Genomic DNA, 19,673 nt, shown 5'->3' with positions numbered 1-19,673 from the left:
TCCAGCCACTGAGCCCAAGAAACAGGCCAGCGTGAACAGTTCAGCACTCAGCGAGCGTATGCAGCTTGATGCAAGGGCACTCCACGCAGCTGCCGAAGAATAAAAGTCTCATGCGACGCAATTTTTCTTTTCTTGCATCGAGATCAAATCGATATCAATTAGACGAAAGGCCAAAAATGCGAACCACCCCCTTAATATTCAATCTCCTGGGCGCTGCACTTCTTTCCGCGGGCGCTGTCTCTGCCCACGCGGCCGACGGCCGTTTCTACGACCCCCGCAACGCCGCCAGCCCCACCGGAAAAACCATCGGCTACGAGCTGTACCGCACGATCGGGTGTCCCGGACGCGGCCTGCTCGATACGCCCTGCCCGGTTCCGAAAGATGTCGACAGCGATGGCGACGGCGTCGTTGACAGCAAAGACAAATGCCCCGACACGCCGAAGGGCACCGAGGTCGACGCCAACGGGTGTCCCATTCCAGTCGCCGCCCCCGTTGAGCCGGCACCGGCCCCCATGACGGAACAGAAACCGGAGGCTGAGCAGCAGGTGGCCAGCCCCGTGCCGGTCCCGGCGCCGCATCGCATGGTGCTCGAAGGCGTAAATTTCAATTTTGACCGCGCTGCGCTGCGTCCGGAAGACCGCGACGTCATCGACAAAGACTTCGCCAAGCTCAAGGAGTGGGGCGATGTCAAGATAGAAGTGGCGGGCCACACCGACAGCATCGGCAGCGATCGCTACAACATGGGCTTGTCGCTGCGCCGCGCCAATACCGTTCGCAGCTATCTGATCAGTAAAGGCATCCGCGCCGACCGTCTGGTGGCCAAGGGCTACGGCGAATCGCAGCCGATCGCCAGCAACGACACCGACGAAGGCAGGTTCCAGAACCGTCGCGTCGAACTAAACCAGATCAAGGAATAAACGCTTTCTGAAACGTTCTGCAAACCTGTGTATCCGGGGACTTCGGTCCCCGATTTTTTTTGTCTGCCTTGCGTGCCTCTCCCCTAGGCCACCATGTGGCCGTCCCCGTAGAAAGCCGCCCAAGCCCTCCCCGGGCTCGATTCACCCGGCTCGAACGGAGTCGGCAGCGACGGACTTGAAAACCCCGGCACCGCCCCCATTTCCCGTTGCGTTGTGTTTGTTTTACGGGAGATATAGGCATGTCCGCCACCAAAGAAACCCTGGGCTTCCAGGCCGAAGTCAAACAGCTGCTGCAGCTGATGATCCATTCCTTGTATTCCAACAAGGACATTTTCCTGCGCGAACTCATTTCCAACGCCTCCGACGCCGCCGACAAGCTGCGCTTCGAAGGGCTGTCGGATGGCGCGCTCTATGAAAACGACCCCGACCTCAAGATCCGCATCGCCTTCGACCGGGAGGCGCGTACGCTGACGATCACCGACAACGGCATCGGCATGAGCCGGCAGGAAGTCATCGACCACATCGGCACGATTGCGAAATCCGGCACCCGCGAATTCTTCAGCCAGCTCTCCGGCGACCAGCAAAAGGACGCCGCGCTGATCGGCCAGTTCGGCGTCGGCTTCTACTCCGCCTTCATCGTCGCCGACCGCGTCACCCTCACGACCCGCCGCGCCGGCCTCACGTCCGAGCACGGCGTGCGCTGGGAGTCCGAGGGCGCCGGCGACTACACGCTGGAAACCGTCGACAAGCCCACGCGCGGCACCGAGATTGTGCTGCATCTGCGCGAAGGCGAGGACGAGTTCCTCTCCGACTGGAAGATCAAGTCGGTCATCCGCACCTATTCCGACCACATCACCCTGCCCATCGTGATGAAGAAGACGGAATGGAAGGACGGCGTGGAAACACCCACCGACGAGGACGAGACCGTCAACCGCGCCTCCGCCCTGTGGGCGCGCGCGAAGAAGGACGTCAGCGACGAGGAATACCAGGAGTTCTACAAGCACGTCGCCCACGACTTCGAGCCGCCGCTGGCCTGGTCGCACAACCGCGTCGAGGGCAAGCAGGAATACATCTCGCTGCTCTACGTGCCGTCGAAAGCGCCGTTCGACCTCTGGGACCGCGAGAAACGGCATGGCATCAAGCTCTACGTGCGCCGCGTCTTCATCATGGACGACGCCGAGCAACTGATGCCGCAATACCTGCGCTTCGTGCGCGGCGTGATCGACTCGGCCGACCTGCCGCTCAACGTCTCGCGGGAAATCCTGCAGAACAGCCGCGACATCGACGCCATCAAGGCCGGCTCGGTGAAGAAGGTGCTGGGCCTGCTGGAAGACCTGGCCGAGAACCAGCCGGAGAAATACGTCGAGTTCTGGAACGCCTTCGGCAAGGTGCTGAAGGAAGGTCCGGGCGAGGACTTCGCCAACCGCGAGAAGATCGCCGGCCTGCTCCGCTTCGCCTCCACCCACACCGACAGCGACGCGCAGGTGGTGTCGCTGAAGGACTACATCGGCCGCATGAAGGAAGGCCAGACCGCGATCTACTACATCACTGCCGACAGCTTCGCCGCCGCCCAGCACAGCCCGCACCTCGAAATCTTCCGCAAGAAAGGCATCGAAGTCCTGCTGCTGTCCGACCGCGTCGACGAATGGCTGGCGAGCAACCTCAACGAGTTCGACGGCAAGCCGCTGAAGTCCGTCGCCAAGGGCGGCCTCGACCTGGGCGAGCTGGAAGACGAAGCGGAGAAGACCGCGCAGAAGGAAGCCGAAGACGCCATGAAGCCGCTGGTCGAGCGCATCAAGACCACGCTCGGCGAGCGCGTCAAGGACGTCCGCGTCACCCACCGCCTCACCGACTCGCCCGCTTGCCTCGTCACCGGCGAAGGCGACATGAGCGCCAACCTCGAACGCCTGCTCAAGGCCGCCGGCCAGGCCGCGCCCACCGTCAAGCCCACGCTCGAGATCAACCCGTCACATGCACTGGTCACGCGGCTCAACAGCGAATCCGACGAAGACCGGTTCAAAGATTGGGCCAACCTGCTGTTCGAGCAGGCCCTGCTGGCAGAAGGCGGGCAGCTCGACGATCCGGCGAGCTTCGTGCGGCGGTTGAATGGGTTGCTGGCGATGTTGCCGGGTTGATAAAAGCCAAGGGGCCATTCGTGTTGAGTCTGTCGAAACGCGAACGGCCTTAGCTATTTTGCAGAGCGCGACTGAGTGATCAGTCGCGCTTTTTTTCGCTCATCGTCCAGTCGCGAATTGCGTCATGATCAGAATGCTGCAATCCTAGGCGTTAATCCAAAGGCACACGAGGAGATGCATTTTGGTGCGAGAAATTCTTGATGAGTTACTTCCAACAAAGTGGTCGAAGTGGGTGGCAACGACCACAATAACGGTTACGTTTGCAGCCCCGTTCCTATATGAAGGGCTACAGAAAATCGGTATTCATGTTGAAGCTTTTCAAAGTCCATATCTTCGTCTGCTCTTTGCGTCTGTTTCCGCAAACGCAGGTTTAATCTTACTGCTGGCGCTTATCCTTCGCCATGTATCGGAAATAAGTAGTCGACTACAGGCAAAGGAATCTCCTGCTAAAGAGGTTGCACCAAAAATAAATATTCGGTTGGACTCGATGCAGGAAGCATTGTTACAACTGCTCTGTGCACACGACGATATAACTTCAGCTCAAGTGGCAAAGGTAATAGGTGTTGGAGAGCAACTCGTGACTTACCATTTTTCAGACTTGGAGAGTAAACGTTTCGTTCATGGGAGCTATAGCACCGTAGACCCAACTGAATGGTCAATCATTCAAAACGGGCGTGCATATTTAATGAAGCATGGTCTGCTCAAATAGCCACAAACCATAAGCTAAAGGAGTCAGCGTCGGATATCGTTGATGCCAACTTTCTATGCTGACTTTTTTGCAGGGCGGCCCTAATCGAATCGAGTCAATAATGTCACATGCCATGCGCACCATTCTTGATAATTTTACACAGCATGTCGCGGACGTTAATCGGCTCATTGAGTTTGATCGCGAGGTAATGCATGTCGCCATCTCAGCTGTCGAGGAATTACATGAGCGGCTAGTTAATAAAATGGGAATCACAAATGAGCAGATGAATGGCGGTAGAGCCCTGAAAATTCTTCGGGGTGTCCGGGACAACGAATCTCTAAAACCGAGATTCTCTTTAATCCTTAATCAAGCTGTTGTCCTTCTCGTCTCATACTTCGGATCAGCAGTCGAAGACGTCTTCTCGTCCGCAATGACTGCGACTCTTCGCGATGGCGGATCTTCTCGCCTTCTCAAGGAAGACTTGAAGTTAACGGTTGGTGAATTAATCGATGCTGCCTCTAGTGCTGAGGATGCGCTTGTCGCCCTATTCATTGAGAAAAAGGATCTGTCATTCCAAGACATGAAAGCGATCCACAGGGCCTTCCGAGATTACATTGGCGTAGAGATCGATAAAGATGCAGTCGTCAATAACATCATCCTTGCTCAAGCATGCCGCCACGTTATTGTTCACGCTGGTGGAGAAATAACGCCCCGACTCACTCGCCAAGTTAGCGAAGCCTTCCCGCGAGATATCAAGGCAAAGCTCCCTAACAGCTCTGTTGTCCAATTTTCACAACAGGAGGTGCAAACGATTGCTGAAAGCATGATGGGATATCTCTCCAACCTGGTAATGAAAACAGAGTCAGCAATCTCAAGAACTAGCGCGCAACATTAAAATGGCCAGCGCCAAAGGGGTCAGCTTCGAATATCGTCGATGCCAGAATTCCGATGCCACCCCTTCGATTGTTTTTCATGCTTGTTAACCCCCGCGTTCCCATGTTGACACGCTGGAGCTAGATAGAGAGCCATGCATACGATCCTTGGTGCCAACGGCGTGATTGCGCCGCAGCGGGGTCAGGTCTTGCATTAACGTATTGCAGAAACGAAAGAGGCGTCAGACACGATTCCCTCCTCGGGTTGGCCCTGCCCGCAAATCTTCTGCACAATGCCGCTTTTGCATCACAGGAGTGCCCCATGGCTTCAGGACAAATCCACATCGCCATCTTGAACCCCGGCGTCGAAATCACGCCGCTGCGGCTGCGTGGCTGGTTGCAGAAGGAGGCGGCGGTGATCAACAACCGCGCGAACCCGGGCGACGGGGCAATTCTGCGGCTGTTTCTCACCAAGACGCTGCGCTATGGTCTGCCTGGCAAGAAGCTCGACGCGATCCTGCAGGCGCTGACCGAAAAATATCCTGCCGTTCTGCGTATCGAGGTGCAGTTGATCGAAGCGCCCCTGACCGCCGACGAGATGGAGGAGCAGACCCGCATCGCCAACGCCGATCTTCAGAAATTCATGCAGCGTGCTGAGGAATACGCCAAACGCAAGCAGGCCGAGGCGCTGGAGAACACGCAGCCCGCGCCGATCCAGTGGCATACGTTAAAAAGCGCGCTGGATTGAGCGAAGGGCGGAACTCGCAACCAATAGCCAGCGGGGTCCACGCGGCACCCCGGAACTTCGTGTCCTACTGCACCTCTAGCCTAATACAGACTTGATGCGAACAAGCGCCGCTCAGGCGTTGATCCGAAGGAGGATGCCATGATCAGGAAACTCAAGTCCGGCGAATACCGGCTCTATTCGATCAAGACGGACCCCAAGACCGGCAAGCGGCGCAATCTCGGTACGTTCGAGACGCGGGAAGCGGCGGAGAAGCACGAGCGGGAAATCCAGTTCTTCAAGCGCCGGCACTGATCGTCCGTTCGACAGGCTCAGGCTGCGTCGTGAGCCTGTCGAACGGACGAACGGCGCTTCCTCTAGAGGCCCCTCATCATGAACTCCCCCAAGCCGCGCGGCGCTACGGCTGGCCGCGAACGCTGGTCGCAGCAGGTCACGGCCAGCAGCAATGCCCTCGACCTGGAGCCCGGCGTGTTTCGCCTGGAAGATCCGCACGCGATTGCCCTGTCGCTCAAGCGCTCGGCGGAGCGCAGCCGTCGCCGAAAAACGACGCCTTTCCGTTCGGCCATGTCGATGCTTAACTTCTTCATCAACCGGGCCGGGCGCCAGTTGGCGGCGGACCAGCGGGCCCGCCTGGAAGCGGCCAAGGACGAACTGCGCGTCTTGTACGACCGGCCGCGCCGGCACTGATTCAGGCGTTCAGGACGCCAACCGCCGGTCGCGGCCGTAGGGGTCGCCGAACAGGGACTCGGTGTGGGCAACGCACAGCCAGTGGCCGTCGCGCCGCACCCAGGTCGACGAATCGGCCGCATCGAGCGTGACCGGCTTGCCCTCCACGGTCATCTCCTCGTGCACCTTGTAGGCCACGACGGCGACGTCCTTGCCCAGCATAAGCACCTGCATGTCGTCGCCCAGCCTGAAGGCATCGAGCGTCCAGGGCGCGGTCCGCATCATGTTTTTGAATGTCTTGTGGTCGATCTCGGCCACCCCCTGGGCGCCGGCGACGAGGCAGGGATCGTCGGTCATGCTCAGCGCGGTGTCGATGTCCTTGTCCTTGATAGCTTGCCAATATTGGCGTTCGAGCTCGATAACCTGCTTCTCAGTGGTTGCGTATGCCATGTGAATCTCCTTCGCTCAGTGGTCGTGCGCTTGGCGCACAGGTGTGGCGCGGCAGGCGAGGCCGGCCCGCGCCTCGGAGTGATTAGAAAGCCATGGGTGGCGAAATGTTCCTCAAGCTCGCCCCTGCTCCGTCGGCGAAGCAGGCTAAAGAAATCAGCACAGGAAAAAAATGCGCAACGTGCCATTCCCGGCGCTAAGCTGTCGGGACAACCGTTCCCGCAAACATCTGCAGCATGCAAACCCTTTTCTCCCTGATCGAATCCCCCTTTCACCCCGATTTCAGCGTTCTGTATCAGAAGCTCGGCATTGCGGCGCAGCGTTTCGACTCGGCCCGCAACCTTCATCGGGCGATGCAGAAGCAGCCGCCCGATTTCTTCGTCGGCGAATTCGTCTACGGCTGGGGCAACAACTACGCGGGCGCCAACGTTTCCAACCTGGACGTCACGATCCGCACCCTGCAACGCTTCGCGCCGCAGGCGAAGATGATCGTGTTCATGCATCCGCGTGAAGAGGACCATATCGGCAAGCTGCTGGAACTGTTTCCCATCCATGCGGTGCTGGCCTACCCGGTGAGCGAGCAGGCGATGCAGGCGGCATTGCAACCCCCGGCGTAAATCCGTTGCGGGTCAGACACCTCGAAACGGGGTCGGGTCCGGCAATGCAGCAGGCACATGCGAGACCTGGCCATTCCACTGCCCTGCCCTGCCCGTCCCCAGCCCACCGGCAATCAACTAGGCCTTTCAAATCCATGCGCTATCCTGTCGTGTGGAGTGCTCGCCGAGGGCTTCATGCCCATCGTAAATTGAGGTCTTGACCACCGGGCACGTCGCTATCCCGTTCGACCCGACGAAAGGAGAGTGAGCATGGCCGTCACCAATACGCGAGGGAAACCGATGTCCGACATGATCCTGTTAGGGACGCGCAAGGGCACCGTCATATTCGATCGTATCCATTCAAACTGGCGTCCCCGTCCTATCGTCCATGCGGGCATTCCCGTCTGTTACGCGGCGCGCGATCCGCGTGATGGCACCCTGTGGGCTTCCCTGGACCACGGGCATTGGGGGCCCAAGCTGGCGCGTTCGCGTGACGGAGGCGCAAGCTGGGATGATGTGACGTCGCTCAAGTATCCCGAGGGCGCACGCTATATCGTCAAGTACCTGCCTACCCCGGACTTCGATCCGGCCTCGCCGTCCGCGCGGCCCGAGTATGCCAATGCAAGCGTATACAAGATCTGGAACATTGCGTTTGGCCATGCCAGCCAGCCGGGCAGGCTGTATGCCGGCACGATCCCCGGCGGTCTGTTCGTCAGCAATGATGGCGGTGATAGCTGGGAACTCAACCGGCCGCTATGGAACCACGAGAGTCGCGGTGGCGATTTGTTCGCCGGCGATGCGACGTCCGAGAACCGCTGGAATGGCACGCCTGCGAGCATAGATTACGGGGTGTTCGAACCCGGCATCCATTCCATTATTGTCGATCCGCGCGATGCGAATCATGTTCATGTTGCGGTATCGACCGCCGGTGTCATCGAGACTACCGATGGCGGCCGGACCTGGACGGGACGTAATCGCGGCATGACGATGGACTATCTTCCGACCCCGGAAGCGGACTGGGGCCATGACCCGCATTTCGTGACCGCCTGCCCCGGGCAACCGGACCATCTCTGGCAGCAAAACCACTGCGGTGTTTTTTACAGCGACGACGCTGCACGGAACTGGAAAAAAGTCAGCATGCCCGATGCGGGTGTGCATTTCGGTTTCCCCATCGCCGCAGACGCGAATGACGGGCGTACCGCGTGGGTCGTGCCGGCGCGCGCGGATTCTGAACGCATGGCGATTGCGGGCGGTTTGTTTGTCGCGCGGACGATCGATGGCGGGCAGTCCTGGCAGACTTGTCGGCACGGCCTGCCGCAGGAGAATGCCTACGACATCGTCCTGAGGCATGCGCTCGATGTGGCGGGCGATCGTTTATGTTTTGGCAGCACCACCGGGAATCTCTATGTGTCAGAGGACCGTGGGGAGTCATGGCAATGCCTCGGCAACAATTTCCCGCCGATCTATTCGGTGCGATTCGGCTGAACGTCATGCCTACTGTTCAGATGACGCAACATCTTTACCGGTTCTTTCCGCAACTGGAGAACCGGACGATTACGGTGTCCGCCGGCTCGGTCTCCGAAGTTTTGCGCGCAGTCAACGAGATCGCTCCGGGCTTTGCCGATTACGTGCTCGACGAACATGGCGCGTTGCGCCGGCATGTGATGCTCAGTATCGATGACACCGTCGTGATTGACAGAAAGACACTCTCCGATCGTGTCCCCGATGGGGGGACTGTTTACATTTTCCCGGCCTTGAGCGGGGGCTAGACCTGCCTCGCACATTCAGTTCTGCTGGCCAACCTGTCCTTCCCGGATGGGGTGCGGTGCCAGGCGGATGGAACCCTGCGGTGAACCGGCAGCCGGCGATACCTCGCCTATCGACCGCCTCCCCCGTTACGGCGCCACCACGCGCCGCGCATGACGCACCAGCAGCGGAAGTGCCATGCGGTTGACCAGGCCCGGCAGGCGCAGCGGCTTGACCAGCATTTTCACCGTCATCTCGTAAGGATAGTGGGCGCGTGCCCAGTGCCCTGCCGTGTGTTGAAAGCGCTGAAAGTCCCGGGGGCTGAATGTCTGTCCGGGATGGCGCACGGCATGGGCGTTTTTCAAAGCCAGGTAGGCGTCCTCCTGACCGATTTCCCCGAGTCGCTGCCGGATGACGCGGGCCACCTGCCAGCGCGACGGACGTTCCCGTTCGCGATAACGCAGGAAGGCGTGATAGAAGTACTTGTAGTGCCCCACTTCATCGTTGCGGATATGGCCCACCAGCGTGGCGAGCACCGGCTCCGGGCTGATCTGCTGCAACAGACCATACAGGCCCGAAGTACCGGTTTCCACGACACAGCGTGCAACCATCTCCAGCGCGCGCGTAGGCTCCAGCAGTTCCGCCTTGCAATACGGACGATAGTCCATGCAGAACCCGTCAAACGCCGCCTGCCAGTCAAATGCGGGCCACACCGTTTCCACATAGCGTCGCAGTGCGCGTCCGTGCTGCAGTTCCTCCGGTTCCCATCGCTCACGCAGCCATTGGCTGGCTTCGGCATCGCCTTCCATGTAGTCCAGCAGATTGTGTGTGTATAAATCAGCCAGGCTCTCCACAAACGAGGCCGCTGCGAGCACATGGAACCACGTTTCTTCGCGGGCGATGCGTTCATGCGCGATGCGGTCGAACGCAATCTGCTCGATCAACCAGGGATGCGGCGCGACGAAGGCGGGGTGGGGATCCGGCATATCAGCTCATCTGCTTGGGTTCCCTGGTCAGACTCATGTGGGCGGCTGCGGTTCATTGCACGAATTAAAGATGCAAGACCAGCCTGATTTTGAGGAATCGCAGCGATCAACGCCGATTGACGCTGATCCGTCCGGGTCCCATGAATACCAGCGCGATCGCGGTGAACAAGAACATGCCCTGCAGTTCCAGCGCCCAGCCGCCCTGTTCGTTGAGGCTTGTGAGTTGTGCGAGGTGGGCAAGTGCGAAGGCAAAGAGCATGTTGGCGGCGACGAGCGCGGCGCCGATGCGCGCATAGAAGCCGGCGATAAGCAGGAGCGGGCCGAGCACTTCGCCGACGTAAACGCCGTAGGCGAAGAAGGCGGGCATGCCCATGCCGGCCACCATACCCTCGATCGGGGCGATGCCGTGCCGGAGCTTGGCTATGCCGTGCAGCAGAATCAGGATGCCGAGGGTGAGACGCAAGACCAGCTTGCCGACATCGTCCAGGTTGTTTTTCATCGCCATGCTCCCGGTTGAGGATAGGTTGTGGGAACCCTCTTCACCTTAAGGCATTGGCCTCAAGACGCAAGTCCGGATCTCTCTCATCCCCATACCCTACTCCCCATCGCCTACCGGCTGGCCTGCGCCTTCTTCCAGGCGGCCGGCGGCAGGCCGACCATGCGCTTGAACGCGCGCGAGAACGCGGCTTCGGATTCGTAGCCCACTTCCAGGGCGACGGTCGCCACGGTGCGATTCGATTCACGCAACAGCCGGCTGCCGAGCTGGATGCGCCAGTTGGCCAGGTAATGCATCGGCGGATCGCCGAGGTATTGCACGAAGCGTTCATGCAGCGCGGAACGCGACAGGCCGACTTCGCGGGCGAGGTCGTCGACCGTCCAGGCCTGATCCGGACGGTCGTGCATGCGTTCGAGCGCCTTGCCGACGTAACGGTCGCGCAGGCCGGCGAGCCAGCCCGTCGCGTCCTCGGGCAGGTTGTCGAGATAGCGGCGCGCGGCGTCGACGAACATCATCTCGGCAAGCCGTTCGAGCACGGCGTCGCCGCCGGGTCGCGGGTGGTTGGATTCGACGACCGCCTGCTCGATCACGCGAGCGGCCCAACCGCTGGCGCGTTCGGCCGGCAGATGCAGGATGTGCGGCAGCGCCCCGATCAGGGGATTGAATGGCCGCAGGTCGCAGCCGAGGAAGCCGCACACGGCAATCATGTCGGCCGCCTCGACGGGCAGCGGCGATCCCGGTTCGACCACGCCATGATGAAAGGCGATCGGCATGGGCTTGGGGACGTTGCGGGTGGAAAACACCCACTCGGCCGTCTGGCGCAGCGGCTCGATGCCCGGTGCACTCGACAGGACGTGGCGATCGCCCTGCGGAAACATGACGATGTCGCCAGTGGCCAGTTTCACCGGCGGCTGGCCCGCGACCGCGGCCCAGCCGTTGCCTTTGGCGATCATGTGGTACTCGATGACATGCTCGCAGCCCGGCATCACCGCCTCGGCGATCTCGCCGGCCGGCGGCGCCTCGGTGGACCACGGGTCGCTGCAGCTCACGTAATAGAACACGGCGCCGCGCACGCGCACGGTGCGCAGCAGATCGGAAAGGGTGTCTCGGCTCATGGGCATGGACCTTTCGACGGACGATCGATCAGGAAGCGCAGACCCGTAATCAAGAGGGCAACGAATCCCGGACGCTTGAGCATATTTGCGCGACGCAGAGTGAAATGTCAATCGGCCGGCTTCGCGACAATGGGGGCGCTGACTGACCGGCTGCGACGCGAGGACAAGGCATTCGCTGTGGAGGCCAGGCGACCAGGCAGCGAACGGCCGGCCCCGCCGGCCTCGTCCATCCGAATGAGGAGAGGAGCATCCAAATGAATACCGAACTGAATGTTTGCACCCCGGCCGCGCCGTCCATGGTGCCTGACCCGGGACCGAGACCGGCCCAGGTCGATTTCGGCGCGATCAAGCAGCGCCAGCATGCCACCTGGGCCAGCGGCAACTATGCCATCGTCGGCACCACGCTGCAGATCGTCGGGGAGCACCTCGCGGAAGCGGTGGACCTGCGCGCCGGCGAGCAGGTGCTCGACGTGGCCGCCGGCAACGGCAACGCCACGCTGGCGGCGGCGCGCCGCTTTGCCCACGTGACCTCGACCGACTATGTGCCGGAACTGCTCGAAAAAGGCGCCGAGCGCGCCCGCGCCAACGGACTGGACGTCCACTTCCAGGCGGCCGATGCGGAAGACCTGCCGTATTCCGATGGTGCCTTCGATGTCGCGCTGTCCACGTTCGGCGTGATGTTCGCGCCCGACCAGCTCAGCGCGGCGCGGGAGCTGACGCGCGTGGTGCGCAGCGGCGGCCGCATCGGCCTGGCGAGTTGGACGCCCGAAGGCTTCATCGGCGACCTGTTCCGCCTGATCGCCTCCTATGTGCCGCCGCCGGTCGGCCTGCAATCGCCGATGCTGTGGGGAACCGAGCCGCGCATCGTCGAGCTGTTGGGGCCGGACGCCACTGACATTCACTGCGAGCGGCGCCGCTTCAACTTCCGCTATCAGTCCGCCGCGCACTGGATCGAGGTGTTCCGCAACTTCTACGGACCGACCTACAAGGTCTACGCCGCGCTCGATCCCGATCGGCAGGCGAGCCTGACCCAGGACATTAGCGCGCTGCTCGAACGCCAGAATGTCGGCGGCGCGCACTCGCTGGTCGTCCCCAGCGAGTATCTGGAGGTCGTGGTCACCCGTAAATAAGGTCACCACGGCCGGGCGAGACGGCCTGGAAGCGGGGATAACCGGCAGGGGCGCTTCACGCAACGCCTCGCCGCTTGCCTGTTCCCGGCGAATGCAAAAAACGCTCGAACGACAAAAGGGCCAGCTCCGTCCGGCCCTTTTGTTTTGGTTTGTCTCAAGTAAGCCCGGATGGACGCGTTATAACAAGTGACCGCAGCGATGCCACCCCCACACGGCCTCGCGACTCCGGAAGCTCTTCCCCCCTCAAGCCAAGGAAACCCATGCAACGCGCCCGTTCCATCCGATTGGCTTTCCCATTCCGTCCGACATTCAAAATGCCCGGATTGCAGGCCGCACTGTATGCGGCCTGCCTCGCCCCGCTCGCGGCCGGCGCAGCGGAGCTCACGCCGCTGGGCGATCTGACGGGCGGAGGATTTGCAAGTTATGCCACGGGCGTGAGCGATGACGGCTCGGTCGTGGTGGGACGCAGCATCGGCGCCAGCGGCTACGAGGCGTTCCGCTGGACGCAGGTCGGCGGGATGGTGGGCCTGGGCGATCTGCCGGGCGGGCTGTTCGAGAGCCTGGCCAACGGCGTGAGCGGCGATGGCGCGGTGGTGGTGGGGCGCGGCCGCAACGCGAGCAGCCAGTTCGAGGCGTTCCGCTGGACGCAGGCGGGCGGCATCGTGGGCCTGGGCGATCTGCCGGGCGGACAATTTGAAAGCGAGGCATTCGCCACGAACGGCGATGGCTCGGTCGTGGTGGGATACAGCAACAACGCCAGCTTCAGTTATGAGGCGTTTCGCTGGACGCAGGCGGGAGGCATGGTGGGCCTCGGCGATCTGGCAGGCGGAGGAGATTCCAGTTTTGCCCTGGGCGTGAACAACGATGGCTCGGTCGTGGTGGGAATGGGCAACAGCGCTGGCGGTTATGAGGCGTTCCGCTGGACGCAGGCCGGCGGGATGGTAGGGCTCGGCGACCTGCCGGGCGGCAGTTTTTTCAGCGAAGCCTATGGCGTGAGCGGCGACGGCTCGGTGGTGGTGGGATACAGCACGAGCGCCAATGGCCAGGAGGCGTTCCGCTGGACGCAGGCCGGCGGGATGACGGGCCTCGGCGACCTGCCGGGCGGGATGTTCGACAGCGTGGCCTATGCGACGAATCGCGACGGATCGGTGGTGGTGGGACGCGGCGTGAACGCCAGCAACTATCAGGAGGCCTTCCGCTGGACGCAAGCAGGTGGGATGCAAAGCGTGACCGACTGGCTGGCCGCTGCCGGCGTGACCGTCGCGCCGGGCTATCTTCTGGGCAGCGCCACCGGGGTGTCGGCGGACGGCAGCACGGTGGTCGGGCAAGCCTACGGCCCCTCCGGAGACGAAGCCTATCTGGCGCGCGTGTCGGCTGCGGGCAGCGGTTCGGTCAGCCTCGCCGATTTGCAGCACAGCCTGCTTGAAGCCAGCCGCGCAGGCGACATGACGCAGGGCATGAGCAATCTGGTGATGCATGGCGAACATAGCCGTCCGCTGTCGCGCCGGGTGGCCGCCGGCCGGAAGGCCTTGTGGGTATCGGGGGACTGGGGCACGGACAACCACGACACGCGCGACGGCAACCTGGGTGCGGCCGAGCTCGGCGGCGGGATCAACCTGGGCAGCGCGCAATTCAATCTGGCACTGGGGCAAGCCTGGGGCAGACAAAACCTCTCACAGGCCGGCGCAGCCCGATCCGATGGCACCTATTTGATGGCCGAGACCTTGCTGCCGTTATCCAATGCGCTGTGGGCGACCCTGGATGCCTACGGCATGTGGGGCGAGGCGGATGTGCGTCGCGGCTATCTGAATGCAGGGCTGCCGACCACGTCCAATGGCCAGGCCGACACGTTCACTTGGGGGCTGCGCGCGCGGATCGACTGGGATCACGCGCTGTCGCTCGGCCAGTTCGATCTCACGCCTTATGCCGATGTGAGCCATACTGACACGCGCACGGACGCTTACACCGAAACCGGCGGCGGTTTTCCGGTGGCGTACGACGCGCGCACGACCAAGGCGACCGAGTTGCGTATCGGTGCCAACGCCAGTCGTCAGCTTGCCGGTACCCTGCGCTTGATCGGCACGCTCGAGGTCGCCCATCTATTCCAGGCGCGCCAGGCCGACACGCGCGGCCAGGTGGTGGGGCTGTTCGGCTTCGATGTTCCCGGCACCGACAACAAGCAAACCTGGCTGCGCGCAGGCGGCGGCGTGGAAGGCAGGCTGGGGGGCGGCACGGCGTCGCTCATGCTGAACGTCACGACCGAGGGGGCCGCGCCCAATATGTGGCTGGCAACGGCTTACCGCATGGCGTTCTGAATATTCCGTCGGGCCGTGAACGGGCCATGTGCCCGGCGCCTTTGATGGCGGCCCCTTTGATGGGTACCCTGTCGCGATGGATTCCCTGATCGCCGCTGCCGCGCGTGCGCTCGTTGCCGGCGACGCGCTTGGTGCCCTCAAGCGCGTCGCGCTGCGCGACGACCCGCCAGCGCTCGCCCTCCGCGGTACCGCCATGGCCCAGCTCGGCGAATACCCACGTGCCCGCGAGCTGCTGCGGCGTGCCGCCCGCGGCTTTGGCGCCCGCGAGGAAGTGGCGCACGCACGCTGCGTGGTCGCAGAGGCGGAGGTGGCGCTGGCGATGCGCGACCTCCTCGGCTCGCCGCGAACACTGGCAACCGCGGCGGCCACGCTCGAGACGCGAGCCGATCGCGCCAATGCGCTGCACGCACGTCTGATCCTGGTGCGCCGGCTGCTCCTGCTCGGTCGCCTCGACGAGGCCGCGTCCGTCCTGTCCACGCTCGATACGCAGGGCGTGCCGCCGTCGCTGCAGGCAATAGCCGAGATGGCCGCGGCCGAGGTGGCGTTGCGCTCGCTGCGCACGGCAGCAGCGCAGGCCGCACTCATGCGCGCCCTGGATGCGGCCGAACGCGCGGGCGTACCCGCACTCCTCGCCGAAGTGACCGAGGTGCGCGCCGCGCTCGATCGTCCCGCCGCCCGGCGCGTCCACGCGGACCACGAGTATCCCCTGCGCCTCGACGAGGTGGAAGCCCTGTTCGCCTCGGGCGCGCTGGTGGTCGACGCCTGCCGCCACGGCCTGCGCACCGGCACGATCTGGCGGCCGCTGGCGCGCCGGCCGGTGCTGTTCGCGCTGGCACGTGCGCTCGCCGAGGCATGGCCTGGCGATGTAAGCCGGGACACCCTGATCGCACGCGCGTTCCACACCCGCCGGCCCGACGAGACGCACCGCGCGCGCCTGCGGGTGGAGATCGGCCGCCTGCGCGCGCTGGCTGCACCGCTGGCGCATATCGAGGCCACCGCGCGCGGCTTCGCGCTCACGCCGCACGGCGAACACGCCGTGGTCGTCCTGGTGCCCCCCATCGATGGCGACCAGGCGTCGCTGCAGGCGCTGCTGGCCGACGGCACGGCCTGGTCGACCTCGGCCCTCGCGCTGGCGCTCGGGGCCAGCCAGCGTACGGTACAGCGTGCACTCGTCGAACTGGAGGCAGAGGAAAAAGTGCGCTCGATCGGACGTGCGCGCACGCAGCGCTGGATGGCGCCGCCTCTGGCGGGATTCACGACGATCTTGTTACTCCCCGCTACGCTGCCGCTCGGTTAGATTGATCTCACGGCGCCATTCCGGCGCGCCCAAAGGAGTAAAACGATGACCACGCCCCAAACCAAGACAGTCGAAACGACCCCCCAGGCACCGGCGCGCGCCGCTGAGATCGTGCGTGAATACGGCCCCATCGCCGGCGCCGAGAACATCCACGGCGTCACCCACGACGGTCGCCACGTCTGGGCCGCCACCGGACCCAGGCTGGTCGCCTTCGACCCCGAGAGCGGCCAGCTCGCGCATACGCTCGATTGCGCCGGCGACGCCGGCACCGCCTTCGATGGCACGCACCTCTACCAGATCGCCGAAGCGCGCATCGACAAGATCGATCCCGTCACAGGCGACGTCGTGGCGTCGATTCCGGCCCCCGGGCACGGCAGCGACTCGGGGCTCGCCTGGGCCGAAGGCAGCCTGTGGGTGGGACAGTACCGCGACCGCAAGATCCACCAGATCGATCCCGCCACCGGCGCCATCCTGCGCACCATCGAATCCAACCGTTTCGTCACCGGCGTGACCTGGGTCGACGGCGAACTGTGGCACGGTACCTGGGAAGACGACGGCAGCGATATCCGCCGCATCGACCCGGAGAACGGCACCGTGCTCGAACGGCTCGAAATGCCCCCCGGCGTCGGCGTCAGCGGGTTGGAGTCCGACGGGGCAAACCTGTTTTATTGCGGCGGCGGACCGAGCGGCAAGGTCCGTGCCGTGCGGCGTCCGAAACGGACGCCGGCGTGAATGGCTGCACACGCGGCCGTACCCGACAAATGGCTGTGCGGCTGGCGTGTTTTGAACGGGGCCTGGGGGGAAACAGTCTCGGCGAGTGAATCTGCGGCAAGTGCGGCAGTCTCCACTTGCCGCAGATTCATCTATCTGAGTAAGCTTCACGGCAACCAACGATAGGAGAAGCCATGTCGGTCGAGGAGGAAGCCAAGCAGGTCGTTCGCCACTATGTCGAAGCGTTCAATCGCGGCGACATGAACACGTTGAGGGCGTTACTTGCAGAGGAAGCCGAGATTCAAGGTGTCTTTGGCAAGGGACTGTTCGAGAAGATCGAGCCCATCTGGCGCCAGCTGATCGAGGGCTACGGCATGCAACTCGATATCCAGAGCCTGATTGCGGAAGGCAATGTCGTGGCGGCAAGGTACGTCGAGTCAGGAACCTTTCGTGCGCCAGCATTTGGCCATCAACCCACCGGCAAATCTTACGAACTGGTGGCGATGGAGTGGTTCGAGATCGAAGGCGGAAAGATCAAACGTCGCTGGGGTGCAAGGGACTCGGCAGCGCAGGCCCGGCAGTTGGGAATTCCACTGAGCGCATGACCCTGACGGTATCTGACTGACATATGGCGACAGCCCATTCGCTATAGCCGATGCACGCCCAAGGCTTCCCGCCCATCGCCGACGCGCATGCACGAATCCTGATCCTCGGCAGCCTGCCCGGCCAGGTGTCGCTCCAGCGGCAGCAGTATTACGCGCAGCCGCAGAATGCGTTCTGGAAAATCATGGGCCGTCTCTTCGGTGCGGGCTCCGAGTTGCCCTACGAGGACCGCGCGCAAAACCTGGTTCGGAACAGGATTGCGCTGTGGGACGTATGCGCCGCAGCACAGCGGCCGGGCAGCCTCGACGCCGCGATCGTGCATTCGAGCGTGGTGCCGAACGACTTCGTCGCATTCATCGAAACCCATCCCCATGTCGAGCTGATCTGCTTCAACGGCGGCAAGGCGGCCGACCTCTACCGGAGACTGGTATTGCCTGGCCTGCCGGCTGCCGTACGCGCCATCCGATACGAAACGCTGCCCTCGACCAGCCCGGCCCATGCGGCCATGCCGTTCGAAGAAAAGCTGACGCGCTGGGCGGCCGTGCTGCAGAATTGACGCGTCCAACGGGCTGCACCTCTTGATGCGGCCGCGAGTCTTCCCTTCCTACACGCCGCCATGTCCGCTATCCATTCCATCATCGTCCGCAACCTGCTCCACCTTGCCGCCTCCGTCCTGCTGGCCATCGTGTGGTCCGGAATGGCACGTGCGGCAGAACCGTCGATCGATATTGCAGTGGGCGCGCAGCCGCACCGGTTCACTCGCACCGAACTGCTGAGGCACCCCGCGCTTCGTACCATCGAGATTCGGAACGATGTGGCCTACCACTGCACGATGCGCTACCAGGCGATACCGCTCTCCGCGCTGATCGCGTCATTGCCGCAGGTCGAGTCGCTGCAATTCACCGCGCGCGACGGCTTTGTCGCCAATATCCCGGGCGGCCTGCTTGCCGGCGAGGCGCAGCCCTGGCTGGCCATCGAACGGGCGGATGCCGCGTGGCCGGCGCTCAAGCCGGGAAGCGGCAGTGCCGGGCCTTTCTATCTGGTGTGGCGGGCGCCGGAAAAAGCCGGCATCTCGCCCGAGCAATGGCCTTACCAGATTGCCAGGATTGCGGACGCGGCGGCACTGGAAACGCGCTATCCGCAAATCCTGCCCAGGACGGCCGCGGACACTGCGGAACGACGCGGAATGCAGGCATTCGTGACCCACTGTGCTGCCTGCCACACCATCGATGGCGGCGGCGATGCGACGGTGGGTCCCGACCTGAACCGGCCGTTCAACCCGACCGAATACTTCAACGAGCCGTTCCTGCGCAAACTGATCCGCGACCCGGCATCGGTTCGCAATTGGGGACAACGCAACATGCCGGGCTTCGCGCCGGCGGTACTGAGCGAGGCGCAACTGGACGATCTGCTGGCCTATCTGCGCCAGATGGCAATACAGCGCCAATACCACACGCGATCCACGCCATTCGGGCCAGGGCAATTAGAATAGCCATATCTACCGTCCGGCTTTGCCCCGCATCGCCCCCTGCCAATTGACGCCGCTTCGCACCATGACGATCCGCCCGACTCGACTCGACGCCGCCCACTTCGACGCCAAAGCCCGCCAATGGGACGACAACCCGGTGTTCCAGGAACGCGGGCTGAAGATTGCGCAGGCCATCCGGCAGGCCGTAGCCTTGAACAAACGCATGAGCGCGCTCGACTATGGCTGCGGCACGGGCCTGCTGTCCTTTCCGCTGAAGGACGAGCTCGGCGCGATCCTGATGGCGGACAGTTCGAGCGGGATGCTCGAGGTGGTGGCGGGAAAGATCGCCGCGCAGGGCGTGACCAACATGACACCGATGAAGCTGGATCTGCTCGCCGACCCGGCCCCGACCCAGAAATTCGACCTGATCATCACATCGATGACGCTGCACCATGTGCCGGACACCGACCATATCCTGCGCATCTTCCACGATCTGCTGAATCCCGGCGGCACTCTGTGCATTGCTGACCTGGACCAGGAGGATGGCAGCTTCCACGGAATCGGGGTCGAGGTGCATCATGGTTTCGACCGCACCGACCTGGGACGGCGCGCCACGCAGATGGGGTTTGCCGATGTGCGGTTCCAGACCGTGTTCAGCATTGCCAAGATACGCGAGACCGGGACGCAGGACTATCCGGTGTTTTTGATGACCGCACGGCGCGCAGGCGCATAGCGAAAGG

22 protein-coding genes are annotated in these 19,673 nt (G+C 62.9%); 18 read left to right on the top strand and 4 right to left on the bottom strand.

Going from position 1 to position 19,673, the window contains the following annotated elements; genetic code table 11:
- Positions 1 to 176 precede the first annotated feature (176 nt).
- The 7 genes from B058_RS0109600 (at position 177) to B058_RS0109575 (ending at position 6,044) form a co-directional block, all read left to right on the top strand.
- On the top strand, positions 177 to 917 hold the full coding sequence (locus tag B058_RS0109600; RefSeq protein ID WP_018508263.1) for an OmpA family protein: 741 nt from the start codon (positions 177 to 179) through the stop codon (positions 915 to 917).
- A gap of 239 nt (positions 918 to 1,156) precedes the next feature.
- Complete coding sequence (gene htpG, locus B058_RS0109595; RefSeq protein ID WP_018508262.1) at positions 1,157 to 3,052, top strand: molecular chaperone HtpG; 1,896 nt, start codon at positions 1,157 to 1,159, stop codon at positions 3,050 to 3,052.
- Between the two features lie 184 nt (positions 3,053 to 3,236).
- The gene (locus B058_RS17890; protein WP_157265766.1) at positions 3,237 to 3,761 is read left to right on the top strand and encodes a hypothetical protein; all 525 of its coding nucleotides are present in this window, start codon (positions 3,237 to 3,239) and stop codon (positions 3,759 to 3,761) included.
- A 112-nt stretch (positions 3,762 to 3,873) separates the two neighbouring features.
- Positions 3,874 to 4,635, top strand: coding sequence for a hypothetical protein (locus B058_RS0109590; RefSeq protein ID WP_169335092.1), 762 nt, complete (start codon positions 3,874 to 3,876; stop codon positions 4,633 to 4,635).
- Positions 4,636 to 4,934: 299 nt separating this feature from the next.
- On the top strand, positions 4,935 to 5,360 hold the full coding sequence (locus B058_RS0109585; protein WP_018508260.1) for a hypothetical protein: 426 nt from the start codon (positions 4,935 to 4,937) through the stop codon (positions 5,358 to 5,360).
- 138 nt (positions 5,361 to 5,498) lie between these two features.
- Positions 5,499 to 5,651, top strand: a complete 153-nt coding sequence (locus B058_RS17680; protein WP_018508259.1) for a hypothetical protein — start codon at positions 5,499 to 5,501, stop codon at positions 5,649 to 5,651.
- 78 nt (positions 5,652 to 5,729) lie between these two features.
- A complete protein-coding gene (locus tag B058_RS0109575) occupies positions 5,730 to 6,044 on the top strand; it encodes a DUF3175 domain-containing protein (protein ID WP_018508258.1) in 315 nt (104 codons plus the stop codon).
- A 9-nt stretch (positions 6,045 to 6,053) separates the two neighbouring features.
- Here B058_RS0109575 and B058_RS0109570 read toward each other — a convergent pair whose 3' ends face one another.
- Positions 6,054 to 6,473 (bottom strand): nuclear transport factor 2 family protein, encoded by a 420-nt coding sequence (locus B058_RS0109570; RefSeq protein WP_018508257.1) that lies wholly within the window; start codon positions 6,471 to 6,473, stop codon positions 6,054 to 6,056.
- 233 nt (positions 6,474 to 6,706) lie between these two features.
- Here B058_RS0109570 and B058_RS0109565 point away from each other — a divergent pair, with 233 nt between their 5' ends.
- The 3 genes from B058_RS0109565 to B058_RS0109550 all read left to right on the top strand — a co-directional run bounded on the left by B058_RS0109565 (position 6,707) and on the right by B058_RS0109550 (position 8,835).
- Positions 6,707 to 7,087 (top strand): hypothetical protein, encoded by a 381-nt coding sequence (locus B058_RS0109565; RefSeq protein WP_018508256.1) that lies wholly within the window; start codon positions 6,707 to 6,709, stop codon positions 7,085 to 7,087.
- A 249-nt stretch (positions 7,088 to 7,336) separates the two neighbouring features.
- Positions 7,337 to 8,551, top strand: coding sequence for a WD40/YVTN/BNR-like repeat-containing protein (locus B058_RS16790; protein WP_018508255.1), 1,215 nt, complete (start codon positions 7,337 to 7,339; stop codon positions 8,549 to 8,551).
- A gap of 20 nt (positions 8,552 to 8,571) precedes the next feature.
- Positions 8,572 to 8,835: a MoaD/ThiS family protein gene (locus B058_RS0109550; protein WP_245539289.1), complete on the top strand. Its 264-nt coding sequence runs from the start codon at positions 8,572 to 8,574 to the stop codon at positions 8,833 to 8,835.
- 126 nt (positions 8,836 to 8,961) lie between these two features.
- Here B058_RS0109550 and B058_RS0109545 read toward each other — a convergent pair whose 3' ends face one another.
- From B058_RS0109545 to B058_RS0109535, 3 genes are all read right to left on the bottom strand, one after another.
- Positions 8,962 to 9,798, bottom strand: a complete 837-nt coding sequence (locus B058_RS0109545; RefSeq protein WP_018508253.1) for a ferritin-like domain-containing protein — start codon at positions 9,796 to 9,798, stop codon at positions 8,962 to 8,964.
- Between the two features lie 106 nt (positions 9,799 to 9,904).
- Positions 9,905 to 10,297, bottom strand: a complete 393-nt coding sequence (locus tag B058_RS0109540) for a DoxX family protein (RefSeq protein ID WP_018508252.1) — start codon at positions 10,295 to 10,297, stop codon at positions 9,905 to 9,907.
- A 110-nt stretch (positions 10,298 to 10,407) separates the two neighbouring features.
- Positions 10,408 to 11,409, bottom strand: a complete 1,002-nt coding sequence (locus B058_RS0109535) for an AraC family transcriptional regulator (protein ID WP_018508251.1) — start codon at positions 11,407 to 11,409, stop codon at positions 10,408 to 10,410.
- 296 nt (positions 11,410 to 11,705) lie between these two features.
- Here B058_RS0109535 and B058_RS0109530 point away from each other — a divergent pair, with 296 nt between their 5' ends.
- The 8 genes from B058_RS0109530 to B058_RS0109495 all read left to right on the top strand — a co-directional run bounded on the left by B058_RS0109530 (position 11,706) and on the right by B058_RS0109495 (position 19,666).
- On the top strand, positions 11,706 to 12,539 hold the full coding sequence (locus B058_RS0109530) for a class I SAM-dependent methyltransferase (protein WP_040724248.1): 834 nt from the start codon (positions 11,706 to 11,708) through the stop codon (positions 12,537 to 12,539).
- Between the two features lie 314 nt (positions 12,540 to 12,853).
- Positions 12,854 to 14,854 (top strand): autotransporter domain-containing protein, encoded by a 2,001-nt coding sequence (locus B058_RS16785; RefSeq protein WP_157265760.1) that lies wholly within the window; start codon positions 12,854 to 12,856, stop codon positions 14,852 to 14,854.
- Between the two features lie 76 nt (positions 14,855 to 14,930).
- Positions 14,931 to 16,151 (top strand): hypothetical protein, encoded by a 1,221-nt coding sequence (locus tag B058_RS0109520; RefSeq protein WP_018508248.1) that lies wholly within the window; start codon positions 14,931 to 14,933, stop codon positions 16,149 to 16,151.
- Positions 16,152 to 16,196: 45 nt separating this feature from the next.
- Complete coding sequence (locus tag B058_RS0109515; protein WP_018508247.1) at positions 16,197 to 16,883, top strand: NHL repeat-containing protein; 687 nt, start codon at positions 16,197 to 16,199, stop codon at positions 16,881 to 16,883.
- 173 nt (positions 16,884 to 17,056) lie between these two features.
- Positions 17,057 to 17,467: an ester cyclase gene (locus tag B058_RS0109510; RefSeq protein WP_018508246.1), complete on the top strand. Its 411-nt coding sequence runs from the start codon at positions 17,057 to 17,059 to the stop codon at positions 17,465 to 17,467.
- A gap of 50 nt (positions 17,468 to 17,517) precedes the next feature.
- Positions 17,518 to 18,021 (top strand): DNA-deoxyinosine glycosylase, encoded by a 504-nt coding sequence (locus B058_RS0109505; protein WP_018508245.1) that lies wholly within the window; start codon positions 17,518 to 17,520, stop codon positions 18,019 to 18,021.
- Between the two features lie 60 nt (positions 18,022 to 18,081).
- Entirely contained in the window at positions 18,082 to 18,957 is an 876-nt protein-coding gene (locus B058_RS16780; protein WP_018508244.1) for a cytochrome c, read from the top strand.
- A 61-nt stretch (positions 18,958 to 19,018) separates the two neighbouring features.
- Positions 19,019 to 19,666: a class I SAM-dependent methyltransferase gene (locus B058_RS0109495; protein ID WP_018508243.1), complete on the top strand. Its 648-nt coding sequence runs from the start codon at positions 19,019 to 19,021 to the stop codon at positions 19,664 to 19,666.
- Positions 19,667 to 19,673: the final 7 nt, after the last annotated feature.

This window comes from Thiobacillus thioparus DSM 505 (assembly GCF_000373385.1).
GTDB classification, from domain to species: domain Bacteria; phylum Pseudomonadota; class Gammaproteobacteria; order Burkholderiales; family Thiobacillaceae; genus Thiobacillus; species Thiobacillus thioparus.
The sequence above is the reverse complement of the archived record's forward strand: the minus strand, read 5'-3'. Positions and strand labels throughout refer to the sequence as shown.